The sequence below is a fragment of the Desulfohalovibrio reitneri genome (assembly GCF_000711295.1).
Lineage (GTDB): Bacteria > Desulfobacterota > Desulfovibrionia > Desulfovibrionales > Desulfovibrionaceae > Desulfohalovibrio > Desulfohalovibrio reitneri.
The window spans coordinates 875,647-892,006 of record NZ_JOMJ01000003.1 but is presented as its reverse complement, the minus strand read 5'-3'; the positions used below and the strand labels follow the sequence as shown (position 1 = coordinate 892,006).

The window sequence follows — 16,360 nt, the reverse complement described above, 5'->3', positions numbered from 1 at the left end:
CCTCCCTGGTTCAACTCGTGGTTAGCCCGCCTCGAAGAAGGGGGTCATCTCGTCCCAGAAACCCGGCTCGGAGCACCCGATGCAGGGGTGGCCGGCCTGGACGGGCCAGTTGGTCTGGTTGAACTTGACCGAGGGGCAGTTGTTGTACGTATAGGGACCCTTGCAGCCGAGTTCATACAGGCAGTACCCCTTGCGGGCCTCCTCGGAATCGAAGGAGGTGGCGAACTTGCCCTCGTTGAAGTACTTCAGGCGCTCGCACTGATCGTGCACGGTCTTGCCGTAGAAGGCCAGCGGACGGTTGTTCTCGTCCAGCTCGATCTTCTTGCCCTGCAGGTACATGACCACTGCGCCCACGAAGTTGAAGGGGTTGGGCGGGCAGCCGGCGATGTTGATGGCGTTGACGCCCATGTCCTTGAGCGTATCGTTGACGCCCTTGGTCTTGGTGGGATTGGGGGCGGCAGCCTGGATACCACCAAAGGTGGCGCAGTTACCGATGGCGATGGTGGCCTTGGCCTGGGGCACAACTTCGGTGCAGATCTCCAGCATGGTCTTGCCGCCGACCTTGCCATGGACGCCGCCGTCGGCGGTGGGAATGCCGCCCTCGACCACGCAGATGAAGCCGTGCTCGCTGTGCACGGCTTGGTGCAGAGCTTCTTCGGCGGCGTGGCCGGCCGCGGCCATGATGGTTTCCTGGTAGTCCAGGGAAATCGTGTCGAGGATCAGGGGGCCGATATACGGGTTGACGGTACGCAGCACGGATTCCGTGCACCCGGTGCACTCGGCGTTGTGCAGCCAGACCACCGACGGCCTGCGCTTCTGCGTCAGCGCTTCTGCCACCTGGGGAGCGCCGGCGACGCCCAGTCCCATGGCGGCGGAAACCGCGGCGCAGAACTTCATGAAATCACGACGAGAGATGCCGTTCTGCTCCAGCCTCTCTTCTGTTCCTTCTTTTCCGAGCCCTACGTAGAACTTCATCCGAACACCTCCAAGGTCTAAAGGAACACCTTGCACCCAAAACGCAACGACGCAAGACGAAGGGAGCTTCCGGCAACGGCGTGACAACGCATCACGTGCCCTTCGAGCGCTCTTGCCGGTCGCGCGCTCCGCGCGCTGGCCGGCTTTGTCAACATCCACCGGGACAATAGTCCCTCCCGGCACCCCATTTGAGTTTTGTGACAGTACGGAATTCCTACGCCAAGTCCAAGAGCCTCGTCAACAAAATTTAACAATTGTTCCATGCACCTTCGTGTCATATAAAGGAATTCCATCCGCAATGGTATAGTGTTACATTTGACGGGTTCGTACTACACATATGGAACCCCGCAACCCGCTTCCACGGAAGGCTTTTTCTTTGCAATCCCCATTTCTTTCAACTATCCTTCAACCGGCTGGTTGATCGGCCAATCCAGACTTGCGAGGAAGATCATGAGTTTCGCCAAATCCCGTTTCCTTCCCGGGCTTCTCACTATTTTGCTTGTGGGTGGCTTGGCCTACCTTGCTTTTCTTTATTTCAAGGACACCACTCCTCCCGCAGCCTCCATTTCTCCTGACAAACCAGCTGTAGGAGCGGAAACCGAGTTCACCGCGACAGCATCCGATCCGTCAGGCCTGCGCGGCCTGAGCGTCATCGCGGAGCAAGGCGGCAAACGCGTAGTTCTGGCGCAACTCGGCAACGGCGGGACAAGCCCTCTGGAAACCACATTCACCCTCGCGGATTCCGGACTCGAAGACGGCCAAGTGAAAATCAGTCTGCGGGCTGTGGACGCTTCCCTGCACAATTTCGGTGACGGGAACGTCGCGGAACTCACCCGAACCTACAGCTACGATACACGCAACCCCCGTATCAGCCTGCTGACAGGCACGCACAACCTCAACCGCGGCGGCTCCAGCCTCGCTCTATACAACCTCGACGAAAAGGCGGCCAGCGGAATCCAGGTCGGCGACCGGTTCTTCCCCGGCCACCAACTGCCCAGTGGTGTGCACGCTGTACTGTTCGCTTTTCCGTACGACATGGAACTGGCTGATTTCAATCCACTTCTGGTGGCCAGGGACTCAGCCGGCAACATGCGCAAACGCTCCATCCCCTTCCACGCCAACGACCGCTCCTATCCGCACGACGTCATCAACGTCCCGGACAGCTTTCTTGAACGCAAGATGGTTCAATACGAAGAAGAGTATCCGGACTACTCGCCCCTTGAAACGTACCTCAAGGTCAACCGGGAGATGCGCAAGCGAAACCGGGCGAAGCTGGTGGACATCTCCCGCGAAACCGCTTCGAGGGTCCTGTGGGAAGGCCACTTTAACAGGTTGAGCAATTCCAAGACAATGGCTGGATTCGGCGACCGACGGACGTACCGCTACAACGGAGAAGTCATCGACCACCAAACCCACCTTGGCGTGGACCTGGCCAGCGTGCGCAACGCACAGGTAGACGCCGCGGCAACAGGCCGCATTGTTCACGCGGGCTTCTTTGGCATCTATGGGCAGTCGGTCATCATTGACCACGGCATCGGCTTGATGACCCTGTATTCACACCTTTCACAGATCGACGTTGAGCCCGGCCAGGAAGTAGACTCCGGGGACATCGTTGGACGCACCGGTGCTACGGGCCTCGCCGGTGGCGACCACCTTCACTTCGGCGTGCTGGTGGCCGGCCTGCCGGTGAATCCTTTGGAATGGTGGGACCCAAATTGGCTGGAAAACAACTTCTTCGGCAAACTGCGGCAAGCGACCGCGACCCAGTAAACGTACCCAGAAACTCGCCCATCTTGCGCGGGCAGGCAATTTCATAACCAAGCCCGGTCGCGTTGCGGCCGGGCTATTTTGTTCGTTCCCACTGCGCTGTTCGTAAACAAAAAAGCGGCCCCGAAGTTTCGGGGCCGCTTTTGATTCGCTTGATGCGGAATGTTCTGAACTACCAGTCGCTCCGCTTGCGCTGTTGCTCCAACGCCTCGGCCTGCTCCTCGAAGGTGGCGAAACCGGCGTGGTGCATGGCGTCCTCCACGGTGCGGTCCCAATCCCAGGAGGCGTAGAGTACCGGCTTGTGGAAGGTCTTGCGGAAGTTATCCATCTCAGAGCGGTAGAAGGATTCCTTGGAGGTATCCAAGTTCTCCCGAAGTTGCTCGGAGAGGCGGACCAACTCGCCGTCGTACCACTCTTTAAGATCCTCGGGCGTTGTGAACTTCTTGAGGAAGTGCCCGTAGTTGTGTTCGTGCATCAGGGTGTGCAGGCGGTCCAGATGCTTCTGCTTGAGCCAGCCGCCCAGCTTGTCCACTCCGATATTCTCCTTCTCCACCTCAGCGACCTCGAACTTGGTTTGCTGGTAGGTGTCGGGCACCACAGAGGCGGAAACGATGCCCGCAATGCAGACCAGTCCACGCAGGATCTCGGAGTTGGACACGCCCTGGCCGCAGAAACCGACCTTTTTGCCATATTTCTGTCCGGTAAAGATCGTCACCAGAATCGCCCAGATGACCGCGGGATCCTCCTCGTCGTAAATATGCGCCAGACGGGAGTTGTCGCGATCGGTGGCCAGAACCATCTGGGTCATGTCGTTGGACCCGATGGAGAAGCCGTCGAACTCCTCCAGGAACTGCTTGGCCAGGATGGCGTTGGATGGGATCTCGGACATCTGGATGATTTTCAATCCATCCTCGCCGCTGCGCAGCTTATGCACCTGTTCCAGGTAACGCTTCATGGAACGGGCTTCCTCCAGAGTGCGGACGAAGGGCAGCATGATCTGGAGGTTCTTGCCGCCGAAGATGCCCCGAGCCAGCTTGAAGGCTTCCAGCTCCCAGTCGTGGATGTTCCGGGAGACGCCCCGGTAGCCCATCATGGGGTTGTCCTCGAAGTGCTCGAAGAGACCGCCGCCCATGAGGTTTCGGTACTCATTGGATTTGAAGTCGGTGGTGCGGTAGACGATAGGCTTACCGTAGAAAGCCATGGCGAACAGCGCCAGCGTCTGAGAGAGGTTTTGGATGTAGTATTCACGACCTGTGCGGAAACCCTTGGAATTAATGAGCTTTCTAATGCGCTCTTCAAGGGTCTGCACCTCCTCCATCTCCGAGGCCAAACCGATCTTCACTGCCACGTCCTTGCGCAGTTCGCGAATGCGGTCCAGCGTCTCCTTGATGGTGGGCTCGTCCTTGACCCGCTCCACGATCTCGGCCACCCGGGCTTTGAGTTCGGAGCGGCGGGCCATGCCCTCGGCGTCGGCAGGCTCGGGCGCGAGCAACTCCTCCCAGCCCATGATAACGGCAACGTGCGCCTCCAGATCAACGGAGGTCTTGAGCACGTCCAAGTGGTTGGTGGCCATGGCCACATGGTCGTCCAGCTTGCGGTCCAGTTCGCGCAGGCGTCGGTGGATGGCCAGAATCTCGTCCGTACCTCGGGCTCCCTCTGACTCGGCCAGGGCTTCCATCTCGTCGGTGAGGCCGGTAATAATGCCGACGTAGTTGCGCAGCTTGAGCGAGAAGGAGATGATTCCCGCATGCAGCTGCTCGCGCAGCACCTTGGTCAGGGTGCCGTCCAGTTCATGGAGCTTGCGGCGGACGACGTGTTGCAGGGTGCCGTTGTCGAAGGCCTCCAGGGCCATGGGATGAATGGCGATGTTGCCCAGCATGAACTCAGCGCGCAGCAGGCCGACCTCGAAATCGGACACTTGGCGCAAGCGCGAGAGGAACATGGCCTGGCCCACGTCGGCCAGAATGAGGCCTATCTTGGTCTTGGTCTCGGGCAGCTTGGAAACATCCAATTCGCCGCCGACCTCCACCAGGGGCAGCTTACCCCGGTAGACTTGGCCCCGGGAACCGTCCACGGTGATTTCGCTGCCGTCGAGGTTGCGCAGCATCTCCAGCCGCTGGATGCCGATGATGGCTGGAATGCCAAGCTCGCGGGAGGTGATGGCGGCGTGGGAGGTATCCCCGCCCACGTCGGCCAGAATGGCCGAGGCGATACGCATGCCCGGCACCATGTCCGGGTCGGTGCGCTCTGCGGCCAGCACGTCGCCCTTGTTGATCTTGTTCAATTCCAGCGCGCTGCGCAGGAATTTGACCGTGCCCGCGCCCGCGCCCCTGGAGGCGCCGTTGCCTTCCAGAATGACGTCGGCCCGGGGGAGGTACTTATCGTCCACCTCCAGACGACGCATATAGATGGTGTCGGGGTGCCTTTCGAACTCCTCGTTCCAGCGCGTCTCCGGCCTGGCCTGCACGAACCACAGCCGGGATGAGGCGTCCAGGCAGAACTCCGTGTCCATGATCATATGTTCGTAGGCCTCGGAAATGGCCCGCACGCCCTTGGCGACATCTTCCGCCTGAGCCAGGGACAGCGACCAGCGATAGGCTTCCTCGTCACCGACCTTGACCAGTTCGGTGCCGCCCTTTTCGCTGTAGATGATCTTCTTGTCCTTGTAGCCCATGAAGCGGATGACCACTTCGGCGCCGTCGTCGCGCTGGTAGACGTAGAACTTGTCCGGCGTAACCATGCCGCCAACCACGGCCTCGCCCAGGCCATAGCTGGCGTCGATGGAGACCAGTTCCCTGCGGTCGGTGCCGCGGCAGCCGGTGGCGGTGTCCGCGGAAAAGGCTGTGCCGGAGATCACGGGATCGATCATGCGCATGATGCAGACCGACAGCGACGTGTTCTCGATGGCCCATTCCTTCTTGGCCTGCTCGGCGATGGAATCGTCGCCCGATTCCTCGGCCCGGGCCACGGCGTCCAGGATGGCCTCGCGGCGGTAGGTCATGGAGCGCAGGTTGTAGGCCGAGGCGCAGTCCCAGTGGTAGGCCTCCACGCACTGCTTCTCCCCCACGATATTCAGGTAGGTATCCTGCAGTCCGGCAAAGGCCTTCTTGCGGGAGTCCTCCCCTGCGGCCGAGGAACGCACGGCCACCGAGACATCCTCCAGCCCCGCCTCCTTGCAAATAGAGGTGTAGGCCTCGGCGACTTCCTTGCTCACGTCCTCGGGAAGATCGACTGACAGAATCGCCACCTGCACCAGTACCGAACGCTTGCGAAGCTGGTCGATTCCCTCGGGCGAGGTGGCGAAGCCCTCCACCACGTTGTTGATGAAGGTTCGGAGCTTGATGTTGGAGCCCTTCTGGGCCTCGGGAGTCTCCCGAACCTTGCGGGCAATGGAACGGACGAAGTCGCGAAGAAACTCGGGATTCTTATTGATTTCCGCGCCGGACCAGTCCAGGGAGTTGTACTCCTGATCCACCAGCGAGCGGATGGCCGAAGCGTTGACCTTGGTCTCGTCGAGAAGCTTGTGAAACGCCTTGGAGGAAATGGCCCGGAATTGGGGAGCGCGGATGCCCTTGACTTGGCTAATGATGGCTGTGTTGTAGTTCTTTCCGCCCACGAGCAGTTCCGCTTCCTCGCCAATGGCGGCGATGTCGGCGCCCGTAAGGACGATCTGCTGCTTCAGTTCGTCCAAATTGGGCTCCGATTTCTTGCCCGCGGTTTTGCCCTTGGATTTCGTATCCGTGCTCTTGGCTTTGGCCATGCTCCTCTCCTTGGGGATGTGTTCCTACAGCAACGCGGCTCGCCGGTGGCAAGGCGCGGCGAGGCATGTGCATGCGAAAGTCCGGCAATAGAAAGCCATGATAACTTAGCGTGCGCTTCGCACAACCGTCAACATGCGCCGGGTCATTCCTGTTCTTCCACCCTGCTGCCGCAATGGGGGCAGAAATGAAAATCCTCGTCCGCCAGGGGCCTGGTACACTCGGGGCAGGACAGGGACGGCGGAGCCATCTCCACCAGCAGTTCCCCTTCCTTAACCGGTACCATGCGCTTGTCTTCCTGGTAATTGGCGTCTTTGAGCACCCGCTTGACGATACCGTCCACCGGGGCGAACACCGATTTCTCCTGTTTCATGATGGAGATATTGAAGAGTTCCTCGCCCTTCTTGACGAAATCGCCGGGCTGCACGTGCATGACCCAGAGATCGCCGCTGGAGGGGGAAGCCACTTGGTAGACGTCGTCGGGGTCGGCCCGCTCCATGGTGGAGGCCGCTTCGGCGGTGGCCTCGGCAACCTTGATCTCGCAGCTGAGGCTCTCGGAATCCAAAACGTAGCGCACAACGCGGATGCCGCGTTCGTCCACCGGCCCCATGTCGATGATGGTCATGACGTGCGGCTTTCCGTTGGAGTCGGGGAAAGTCAGTTCCCGTCCCGGCTCCAGCCCCTCGAACCAGATATCGAGAGGGACGTTGTTGGCGTCGCCGTACTGGGTTTTAAACTCGATGGTCTTGAGGGCGTCACCGGGATGGTTGAGGTACATGACCACCTCTTCCTCGGTGGGCTTGCGGTCGAGGCGGGCGGCCAGAGCCTTCTCCTCGGCCTCCATGTCCATGTCGCCCAGGCTGTCCAGCGGGGATTCCGTGGTGCGCTCCTGCATGGCCTCGCGGTAGTCGGGCCCGAAAGCGCTTTCGTAGACCCACTCGGCGGGCCAGCCCAGAGGCAGGCGGCCGTATTTGCCCAGCAGCAACTGGCGGAAGGCGTCGTTGGAGTCCTGGTAGAGCAACAGCCGGTCTTCCTTCTCGGCCGGGGTCAACTCGCTCTCCGGCTTCTCCGTGACAGCCTTGAGGATGTCCAGCATGTGCTTGACTTCGCGCTCCCCTCCCCGCTTGTAGGCGCCGGTGACCGCCAGGAAGGCCGTATTCCAAGTGATCTGGGAGCCCGGTGTGACGTCGTGGTAGCGGACAACCTTACGGGTGCCCGCCAGGAACTTGAGCATGTAGGGCAGCAGGTGGATGTAGCCCTGCTTCATGGCCCCCTCCTGTGAAGAGGAGGTGGCACCGCCGGGCATACCGTGCTCGACCACATCGTAGTCGATGCCCCGGAAGTACGGGGCCGTGTAGCGGTCGTAATAGGGCATGACCTGCTTGAGCACGAAGTTGCAGTCGCGCAGGGCTTCCTCGTTAAGCAGATGGTTCAGCCCGAACTCCTGCCCCGCATAGGCGGCCGTGGAAAGAACCTCGCCCTGGCCGTACCAGCGTACGGCCGCGCCCATGGCCACGTCCACGATGTGCGCCCCGGCCTCCGCCGCCGCGCCGACAGCGGGCACGAAGAGGCCGTCGGTGTAGTGGCGATGATAATGCAGCACAAGCTCGGGCCACTTCTTGCGCAGCGCGCCCACGAGTTCACGCATGAAGTGCGGCGGACAGACACCGGCCATGTCCTTCAGCCCCAGGGTCATCATGCGGACCACCTTGGACTGGGAGACACCGGCCGCCTTGGCGCTCATACGCACGATCTCTTCGGCCAACTTCACGTAGTGCGCAACGGTGAACCCTTCGGCCCAAGAAAGCGAAATCGCCGGCTCCCAGATGTTGCCCTTGTTTTCGCCGGAGAGGGCCACCTCGGCGAAGGGGTACATATTGTCCACATGGTTGAGGAAATCGAAGCAACGAATGACGTCGTATTCCTCGCAGATCATCTCGCCGGTTCGCAGCATCAGGTTGCGCGGCTGCGGTTTGTAGCCCAGCACGTTGGTGGAGCGGATGAGAATCTGCTTCAGCGTGCGCGGCGCGAAAATATTCCACTCATGCGCCTCGGTGAAGGGGTAGGTCATGTTGGCCAGCATGGCCACGTGGAAATGGGCTCCGCCGCCATTTTCCAGGGAGAAGAAATTGCACTTGTCCAGATACGGCCCCACCAGCCTGTCCTCCGCCAGACGGAAGCGGTTGCCGCTGTTGGACTGGGTGATGTCCCGGGTGGTGGTGTCGCAGTAGTGCAGCGTGCCCTGGGCGCGGGTTTCCCGGACCATGTCCAGGATAGCCCGGCGGTCCCCCCGGGGATACGGCATGTCCGTGGCATCCAGATCGAAGGCCGGCTTGACCGGCTCGAAGCGCCCCAGGCGCAGGCAATGGGGATTGCGGTATTCACCGAGCTGGACGTGGGGATTGTACCCCTTGGCTGAAATCTCGGCCACCAGCCTGGATAGGCGAAGTTCCTCCGGCTCTTCGTCGGTGTAGTCGTACAGCGCCGGATGGCGGTGCAGGAAAGTGGTGTCGTACTCCGCCTTGACGAATTCGGGGTGTTTAATGATCTGCAGGTGGAAGGGGATGGTCGTCTTGACCCCGCCGATGATGTACTCGCGCAGCCCGCGCTCCAGAGTTGCCAGCACCTTTCCCCAGCTGCGGCCGTGGGCTATGAGCAGGGAGGCGGCCGAGTCGTATTGCGAGGGGAACTCGTAACCCATGGAAATGCAGGAATCCAGGCGAATGCCCTGCCCGCCCGGAGAAACGTAACGGGTGATGAGCCCGGTATTGGGCTCGAAGTTCTTGCGCGGGTCCTCACAGTTGATGCGGCACTGGATGGCATGGGCGCGGGGCTTGGTGTTGTTCTTATTGAACCGCAGCTTGGCCCCGAAGGCCACAGCCACCTGTTCCTCCACAAGGTCCACGCCGTAGCGGCATTCGGTGATGCCGTGCTCCACCTGAAGCCGGGTGTTGACCTCGATGAGGTACGGGGTGCCGTCCTGATCGACCAGGAACTCCACAGTGCACAGCGAGTGGTAGTCCACGGCGCGCACCAGGCGTTCGGAGTAATCCTTGAGCCGCTCCCGGAGCTCCTTGGTCATACCCGCCCACGGAGAGGGAGTGATCTCGATGAGTTTCTGGTGATTGCGCTGCACTGTGCAGTCGCGCTCGTCGAAACAGAAAACGTTGCCGTGACGGTCGGCGATGACCTGAATCTCGATGTGGCGCACCGACTGCAGGAGCTTTTCCACGTACAGCCGGGGATTGCCGAAGGATGCCTGGGCAAGGGCCGAGGCCTTGGAGAAGGCACTCTCCAACTGATCCTCGTTGTAGACCTCGTAGATGCCCCGTCCGCCACCGCCGCCTTCGGCCTTGAGCATGATGGGGAAACCTATTTCGTGCGCCAGCTTGCGCGCCTCGGATACAGTGACCGCGCCTTCGGACCCCGGCACCACCGGCACGTCGTTTTCCACGGCCAGTTTGCGTACCTGGACCTTGTTGCCCAGAAGCCGCATGGCCCTGGCCGTGGGACCAATGAAGATGATGCCCGCCTCGGCGCATTTCTGCGGAAAAGAATCGTCCTCGGAGGCGAATCCCCAGCCCGGATGAATGGCGATGATGCCCCGCTGGTTGGCCTTGCGGATGATCAAGTCGATATCAAGATATGCACGCGGATCCTCGCCCAATAGCATCAGTTCGCGCGCGGCGGCCGTGGTGGGCGAGGCTTTATCCACGTCCGTGGCGGTCATGATGGAGACGCCCTGGGCCATCTCACGGATGGTGCGGACGATGCGGCGGGCGGGAATGCCCCGGTTGGCCACGAGGATGGACTTGCCTCGAATTTCCTCGACGACTTGCTCAAATGTTTTGGGGGCCATAAGCTCGTATCTCTCGCATTGTCATGAAATGGCTTCGGGGTAAGAATCCCGCAGCGTGGAACCAAGTCTCATAGCGGAAAAAGTGAGCCCGAGTAAAGCGCCGAAGTCCCCCCATCTTCGGCCAGGAGGAGCCCTCCCCGCTCATCAAGACCAAGCAGGCGGCCGGTGCGCACACGTTCTCCGTCACGCACGCCAACACGTCCGCCGAGCCAGGCCAGAGCCCCTTCTACCCGGCGGGCCAAGTCCTTAGGACTGCCCTCCTGGGATTTCATCCAGACTTCGCGGAAAATGGGGAGTGCATCGAGCCAGACCCGAAGCGGGCCTTTCCCAGGGATATGCAGTTTCGCGGCCGGAACGGCTCGATCCGCTCTCATGGCCTCATCCGGGGGGCAGGCCACAAGGTTCAAGCCGACGCCGGTCACAAGACGCCCTTTCCTCTCTTCCACCAGCGCGCCGCCTACCTTCCGGTCATTGATCAAAAGATCGTTGGGCCACTTGAGCTTCAAGCAAACGCCTTGGCGCCCAAGCGCACAGGCCAGACACCATCCAACCAGCAGGGAGGTCATGTTGCGAAATGGTTGCGGCGGTTCAGGCAACGCCAAGCTGACATGCAGGTTTCCGGCCGGAGATGTCCAGGGGCGCCGCAGCCTCCCCCTGCCGCCGCTCTGGCGCGCCGCCAGCAGGCTGTCCCATGCGTTCAGCCCCCCTTCCTCAATGCGTTGCCACGCCTCGTCCATGGTGGAACCGCAGTCCGCCAGGACCAGAGCGAGCGGAAAATCGGCAATACGATCGGAGGTGAATCCTTCCGCGGCTGCACGCCATGGAGCGAGAGCGTCGATGTCCCCGCGCCAGGCCGGATGGAGATCGCCCAGCAACTCGGGAGGTGTGTCTGGAGAGAGAACGGTGGGCATACCGGCGGGTCAGCTCGCCGCCTCCTCCCCTTTCGCCATCTCTATGCCTTGCTTATCCGCCAGCAGTGAACGGATGCGCCTGGCCAGAGTGGTGATGTCGGGTTTGGAAATCTGGTCGTCCGCCCCCACGGTCTCTCCCTTGTGGCGCAGGCGGTCGGTGATGAGGGAGGAAAAAAGGATGACCGGAAGCTGCCCGAGCACGGGGTCGTCCTTGATGCGCTTGCAGAGGTTGTGGCCGTCCATGACCGGCATCTCGATGTCGGACACGATGATGTTCAGAAGGTCGGTGATGGGGCGGTTTTCGTCCTCGGCCCGTTTCTTGATGTCCAGCAGCCGGTCCCAGGCTTCCTTGCCATTGGTCGTTCTCTCGACCACAAAGCCCATTTTTTCCAGTCCGCGTCCGATGGTGCGACGGATCATGGTGGAGTCGTCCGCGATAAGTACGTTGATTTCCCGGTCATCCTGGTCGTCCTCGTCCACCTTGTCCTCCAAAGATAAGGCCAAGTTGGGGTTGAGGTCGGCAATAATACGTTCCATGTCCAGGATTAGAATGATGCGGTCCTCGAACTTGACCACGCCGGTAATGGAGGAGGCCGTGTAGTCGGAAAGATGCCGCGAGGGCGGCTCCACCTGCTCCCAGGAGATGCGGTGGATGCGGTTGACTCCGGATACGAGGAATGCGTTGATGACGTTGTTGAATTCGGTGACGATGACCTTCTGGGCGTCGTTTTCCTTTGTCCGTTTACCCAACCAGGAAGCGAGATCCACCAAGGGGATGATTCGGGAGCGGAGGTTGAAAGCGCCCATGACGCAGGGATGGCTTGCCTCGGGCATTTCAGTGACCTGCGGCATGCGGATGATTTCCAGCACTTTGGCCACATTGACGCCGTAGTGGCCGCTGTACACCTTGCCGTCGTCCCCCAGCTCGTCGATGGTGAACTCAACAATCTCCAGTTCGTTGGTGCCGGATTCCAGAAGAATATTTGTCTGACTCATGCGTTCTCCCCCAATCGAAACTCTTGGCTGGCCACGGCATGGCGGGTTCTAGTTTTGTGCGGCGCACAAATCAAGTTTAGCCCGAAACACGATTTCGTACTCCCCCACGCGCCCGCTGACAATGATTACTCCGGGAGCGGTGGGAAGCACGAGGCGAACGGGACCCCTGCGGCTCCCCGTGACACATTACCCCAACACCGGACGGGGGCAGCGGGACTTGCCGGGAAGGAAGAAATCCAGACGCGCCCTGGGCGCCAAGCGCAATCCCAGTCGTTCGGCCAAGTGTTCGCGAACCGAGCGGTCGAGCACCGGCGAGGTGTCCCGCAGGCAGAACAGTTCACCCCAGGATGTGGCGTAGACCACGTGCATTTCACGCAGGGAGTCTGCCTCTCTGGAAACCGTCAGATTGAGAAGCAATAGAGCGCGCTCCACCGCCTCCTCCTCCAGGCAGGAGGCGAGATCCACCTCGAATACCTTTTTGGCGGGGAAAAAGTCCGCGAACAAGTCCACCAATTTGCTGGTGTCCTCCGCGGAGAGGGGGCCGCCGTCCTGTCGCCGCGCACCATTTGGCCGGCTGCATACACCCCGTTGGCCACCGCCCACAGCAGGAGTCGAGCCGGATCAGCCTCCTTTCGCAACAGCTTGGACGCCCCCCCCCGCTTACCGCTGAGGTGCCAGACGGTACGTTTGCCCGGAGCCTTATCCGCGGCCAGGACCAACTCGCTGAATTCCCTACCCGAGAGGGCGGCGAAGGGCAGGCGCTCAATCTTTCCTTTTTTTCTGGAATATAGAGCTGTTATGCGCCGCCCCAGCTTGGTCAGGTCCTCGGGCGATATTTTGGCGGCGAGCAGGGCCTCCCCCTCGCCAAGTCGCTCCCGGATGCGGTTGTAGGTGGCCAGGACGTAGGTATTTACCAGACGGCCCATCTCGACGGTTTTGGTGAATCCCCAGGTGGCGGTGTCGCGCCGCAGGCTGGAAAAGCCGCCCATACCCTTTTCGTCCGTCAGCCAGCCAACCAGCACGTCTTCGTCGGCGTGGCGGGGCTGGCCCAGTTCCATCCGCACCTGGTCGAGCCCGGCCTTGAGCAGGTAGGCCTCGCGCATGAGCCTCAGCGCCTCCTCATCCTCGCGCCTGAGATACAATTCACGCACTTCCTGAAACAACGCGGCGTAGGGATCCAGGGAAAACACCGGGGCCGTTCCCAACTGGATGCGCCCCTTGATACGGTCGCAGAGAAGGAGCCGCCCTTTGCCCGCCTCCTCCGCGTACCGCTCCAGCAGGCCGAACTTCATTACGGACTTGAAGGGACTCTTGATGGCCTTGACGATCTGCCACATGCACGCCCCGAAGAACTCCTGGGGTGGAATGGGCTCCAGGGCCCCCAAGTCGCACACTCTCGGCGGTTCCAAAAGGGGATAGAGCAGAGCGTCCCGGCAACGCTCGCGATACTCTTCGCGCCCAAGCCCCGGAGGAAGCAGCCACCAGGCCGGCATATCCCCGGCCAGCTTCAAGGCCGTGCGGTAGAACTCGTCTTTGAGCAAGAGAGCCTGGGCGGTTCCCGAACTATCCTGGTCGCTGATGCCGAACCGGTTGGCGCGCACGTCCTCCAAGCGCATGAGAAAAAAATGCGTCTCCAGGCCGAAGCGCTCCCAGGCCCATTTCTCCAGCCCGGCAAGCTTGCCACGCAGCCGCTCCACTTTCTCTTCGTCCGTTCCCTCCTCGAGACAAACCCAGCAGTCCAGGTCCGATTCCCTGGTCTGGGCCAGTGTCCCCATGCTGCCCATGGCGTAGAGCCCGGCAATGCCAACGCCTCCCCGGGCGCGGAACCCGGCTTCCGGAAAATACTTTTTCACCAGGCGAACGGCCTCCAAAGACGGGTGGTAGCCATGGATTTCACACGGCGGTCCGGCCGCGGATGCGTAAGCCGTATCCAATCCCTCTCCGCCGAGGAGAAGCGGCAGCATTGTCGCGAACTCGGCCTGGTCCGGGGACATGCGCCGGCGCATGAGATCCAGGCGGCGGTGGTTCTCGGACTGCATGGCCTCCTCGTCCACAGCCATGGCGCGGTGGCGTTGCCAAACACGCAGACAGCGCTCCGCGAACCATTCCCCGTCCTCACTGTCCAGGATGTCGCCGCTCCACTCCGCACTGTCGCCAGTCATTTCCAGCACACGCTCGGCAAGTAGCTCCTGGAGGAAAGCAAGCCATCCCGGCTCATCAGCCTGAGTCCCACGCTCCAGTGTTCCGGTAAAATCACAATTCACCGCCGGACTGGAATAAAAGCGGCAGTCAGCCAGGGTCATCCCTGACAGTCCGCACCGCTCGAAGGCGACACCCCGAGTGGTGAGCTCCAGCCAACCGCTTCCATTGAATCGACAACGTGCGAACCGCCCGGATTCAAAGCGGCATCGAACCGCTTGCAAACCGTGCAGCAGGCAGCACACCGCCTCGAATTCACTTGCCCGCACGTTAAGCAGGCTGGCTCCCGCACCATGCGACTCACGAAGCACGCAGGATCCAAACGCACTGTTTTCCAGCCACGCCCCGGCGAAATCGCAGCGTAAAAACGTACACGCCGTAAAGCGGCATTCCAGAAAAACGCTCTCGATGAAGGAGCACTCCGTAAAGGTGCAGTTCACGAACTCGGCAGAACGCAGCGTGGCGCTGGATAAATCGGAGTCGACGAAGGCGCAGTTTTCGAACAGGCTGGATTGAACGAACACACCCCGCAGTTTCAGCCGACGAATGGCGCGGTCCTTGAGCGCGGCTCCCTCCAGGCCGGTTCCCTCCAAGTCTAGATCGGAAATATCCATCGACCGCTTGGCCTCTTCCTGGAGTCCGGCCTTGTCCCTGCCCAGGAGCTTGGCGAAAAAGCCACTTCGCAAGGTCGGACCTTGCAGGGTGCGCGGTCTCGTGGGGACAGACACCCGGCACCCCTCACCGGCGGCCCGCTCCAGCTTCCCAAAAACCTCTCGCAGGCCTTGGGCCACATCCTCCCTCACCTCCCTGGCTCCAAGAAGTTCTCTGCGCCGTAGCACAGCCAAGCAGAATTCCGGCTGCAACTCGGCGATAAGTTCGAAAAGCCGGTGGGAAATCTCCCGGCGCTCCCCCTCGCTAACAAGGTTGAGAAACTGAGCGAACCCTTCTTCGCCCAGCAGCAGCAAGGCGGGGAGCAGGTGCCGCCTGTATCCCGGCATACGGGAGTGGATGGCGGCCAGAACTCGAGGCGTGCGCGGCCAGCGCATGCATATAAGGGCGAGAACCGTGGCCTTGCGCGAGGATACGTCACCCTTTGCGAACGCGGCGGATACCAGCCGGGCGGTCTCCTCGGCATGGACTCCACGGGGCGCGCACTCGGCGGCCAGGCGCAGGGCGGCCGGAGGAAGCCGTTTGGCTTCGTCAGCCAGGGATGCGACGACCGTGGGCACCAGTTCACGCTCCCGCAACGCCGATACGGCCCGACAGACCCGATGCGCGGAATCCCTCGAAAGCTCCCCGGCTCCTCCGTCGCTCAGCCACCTGCCGAAAATACCCTGCCGCAACGCGCGGGCGACCATGTGGTCGATTCCGCCTGGTCCAGACGCGGCCTCGTCGACAAAACCAGCGGCCTGGGCCGGTTCAAGCTGCCGGGCGTCTTCCAGGGCCTGTTCCAGGAGAGGGTTCAGGAATGATGGAAAGGTGGAGTTGCTAAGCGCCTCGTTGCACAACAAAAGACGCTCGCGAGGTTCCATTTTCGAGTTCAACGCGACGAGATGGCTTTCCCCAATGGCCCCGGAGGCGCACAAGTCCACCGCCAACCCGACTCCGAAAGACCCGAGCCTGCTCAAGGCCCGGATGGAAAATATCCGCACGGATATGGAATTAGAAGCCGTGGCGGCCTGGTACAGCCGCAGGGCAACCACGTCCGCGGCACGCCAGGCATCGTCGTTCGCGCCTGTTCGCGCCAGAATGTTCACCGCCTGACCAAAATGCTTGCGCCATTCCTCCCAGTCACCCAGAAGGCGACTCGTGGAGACTTGCCTGCACTGTTCGGCCAGGCCCTGTATCCGGGTCGGCATGCTGCTTAAATTCGTCCCGGGTTGCGGCGATTATTG

Annotated in this window: 8 protein-coding genes; 1 reads left to right on the top strand and 7 read right to left on the bottom strand. The window is 61.3% G+C overall.

Features of this window, described 5'->3' with window-relative positions; all coding sequences use genetic code 11:
- Positions 1-21: 21 nt before the first annotated feature.
- A complete protein-coding gene (locus tag N911_RS0104760) occupies positions 22-975 on the bottom strand; it encodes a hydrogenase small subunit (RefSeq protein ID WP_029894870.1) in 954 nt (317 codons plus the stop codon).
- 450 nt (positions 976-1,425) lie between these two features.
- Between N911_RS0104760 and N911_RS0104755 the strand changes: the two genes are divergently transcribed.
- Positions 1,426-2,745, top strand: a complete 1,320-nt coding sequence (locus N911_RS0104755; RefSeq protein ID WP_029894868.1) for a M23 family metallopeptidase — start codon at positions 1,426-1,428, stop codon at positions 2,743-2,745.
- Between the two features lie 169 nt (positions 2,746-2,914).
- Here the strand turns inward: N911_RS0104755 and N911_RS0104750 are convergent, their stop codons facing one another.
- The 6 genes from N911_RS0104750 to N911_RS0104725 form a co-directional block, all read right to left on the bottom strand.
- The gene (locus tag N911_RS0104750; protein ID WP_029894866.1) at positions 2,915-6,502 is read right to left on the bottom strand and encodes a PEP/pyruvate-binding domain-containing protein; all 3,588 of its coding nucleotides are present in this window, start codon (positions 6,500-6,502) and stop codon (positions 2,915-2,917) included.
- A gap of 143 nt (positions 6,503-6,645) precedes the next feature.
- Positions 6,646-10,359: a pyruvate carboxylase gene (locus tag N911_RS0104745; RefSeq protein WP_029894864.1), complete on the bottom strand. Its 3,714-nt coding sequence runs from the start codon at positions 10,357-10,359 to the stop codon at positions 6,646-6,648.
- Positions 10,360-10,427: 68 nt separating this feature from the next.
- Positions 10,428-11,270 (bottom strand): biotin--[acetyl-CoA-carboxylase] ligase, encoded by an 843-nt coding sequence (locus tag N911_RS0104740; protein ID WP_051693928.1) that lies wholly within the window; start codon positions 11,268-11,270, stop codon positions 10,428-10,430.
- A gap of 9 nt (positions 11,271-11,279) precedes the next feature.
- Positions 11,280-12,266, bottom strand: a complete 987-nt coding sequence (locus tag N911_RS0104735) for a chemotaxis protein (protein WP_029894860.1) — start codon at positions 12,264-12,266, stop codon at positions 11,280-11,282.
- 186 nt (positions 12,267-12,452) lie between these two features.
- Positions 12,453-12,683: a hypothetical protein gene (locus N911_RS0104730; RefSeq protein ID WP_138774340.1), complete on the bottom strand. Its 231-nt coding sequence runs from the start codon at positions 12,681-12,683 to the stop codon at positions 12,453-12,455.
- Positions 12,668-16,324: a class I adenylate cyclase gene (locus N911_RS0104725; RefSeq protein ID WP_051693926.1), complete on the bottom strand. Its 3,657-nt coding sequence runs from the start codon at positions 16,322-16,324 to the stop codon at positions 12,668-12,670. Before N911_RS0104725 ends, N911_RS0104730 begins: the two co-directional genes overlap by 16 nt.
- Between the last annotated feature and the right edge of the window lie 36 nt (positions 16,325-16,360).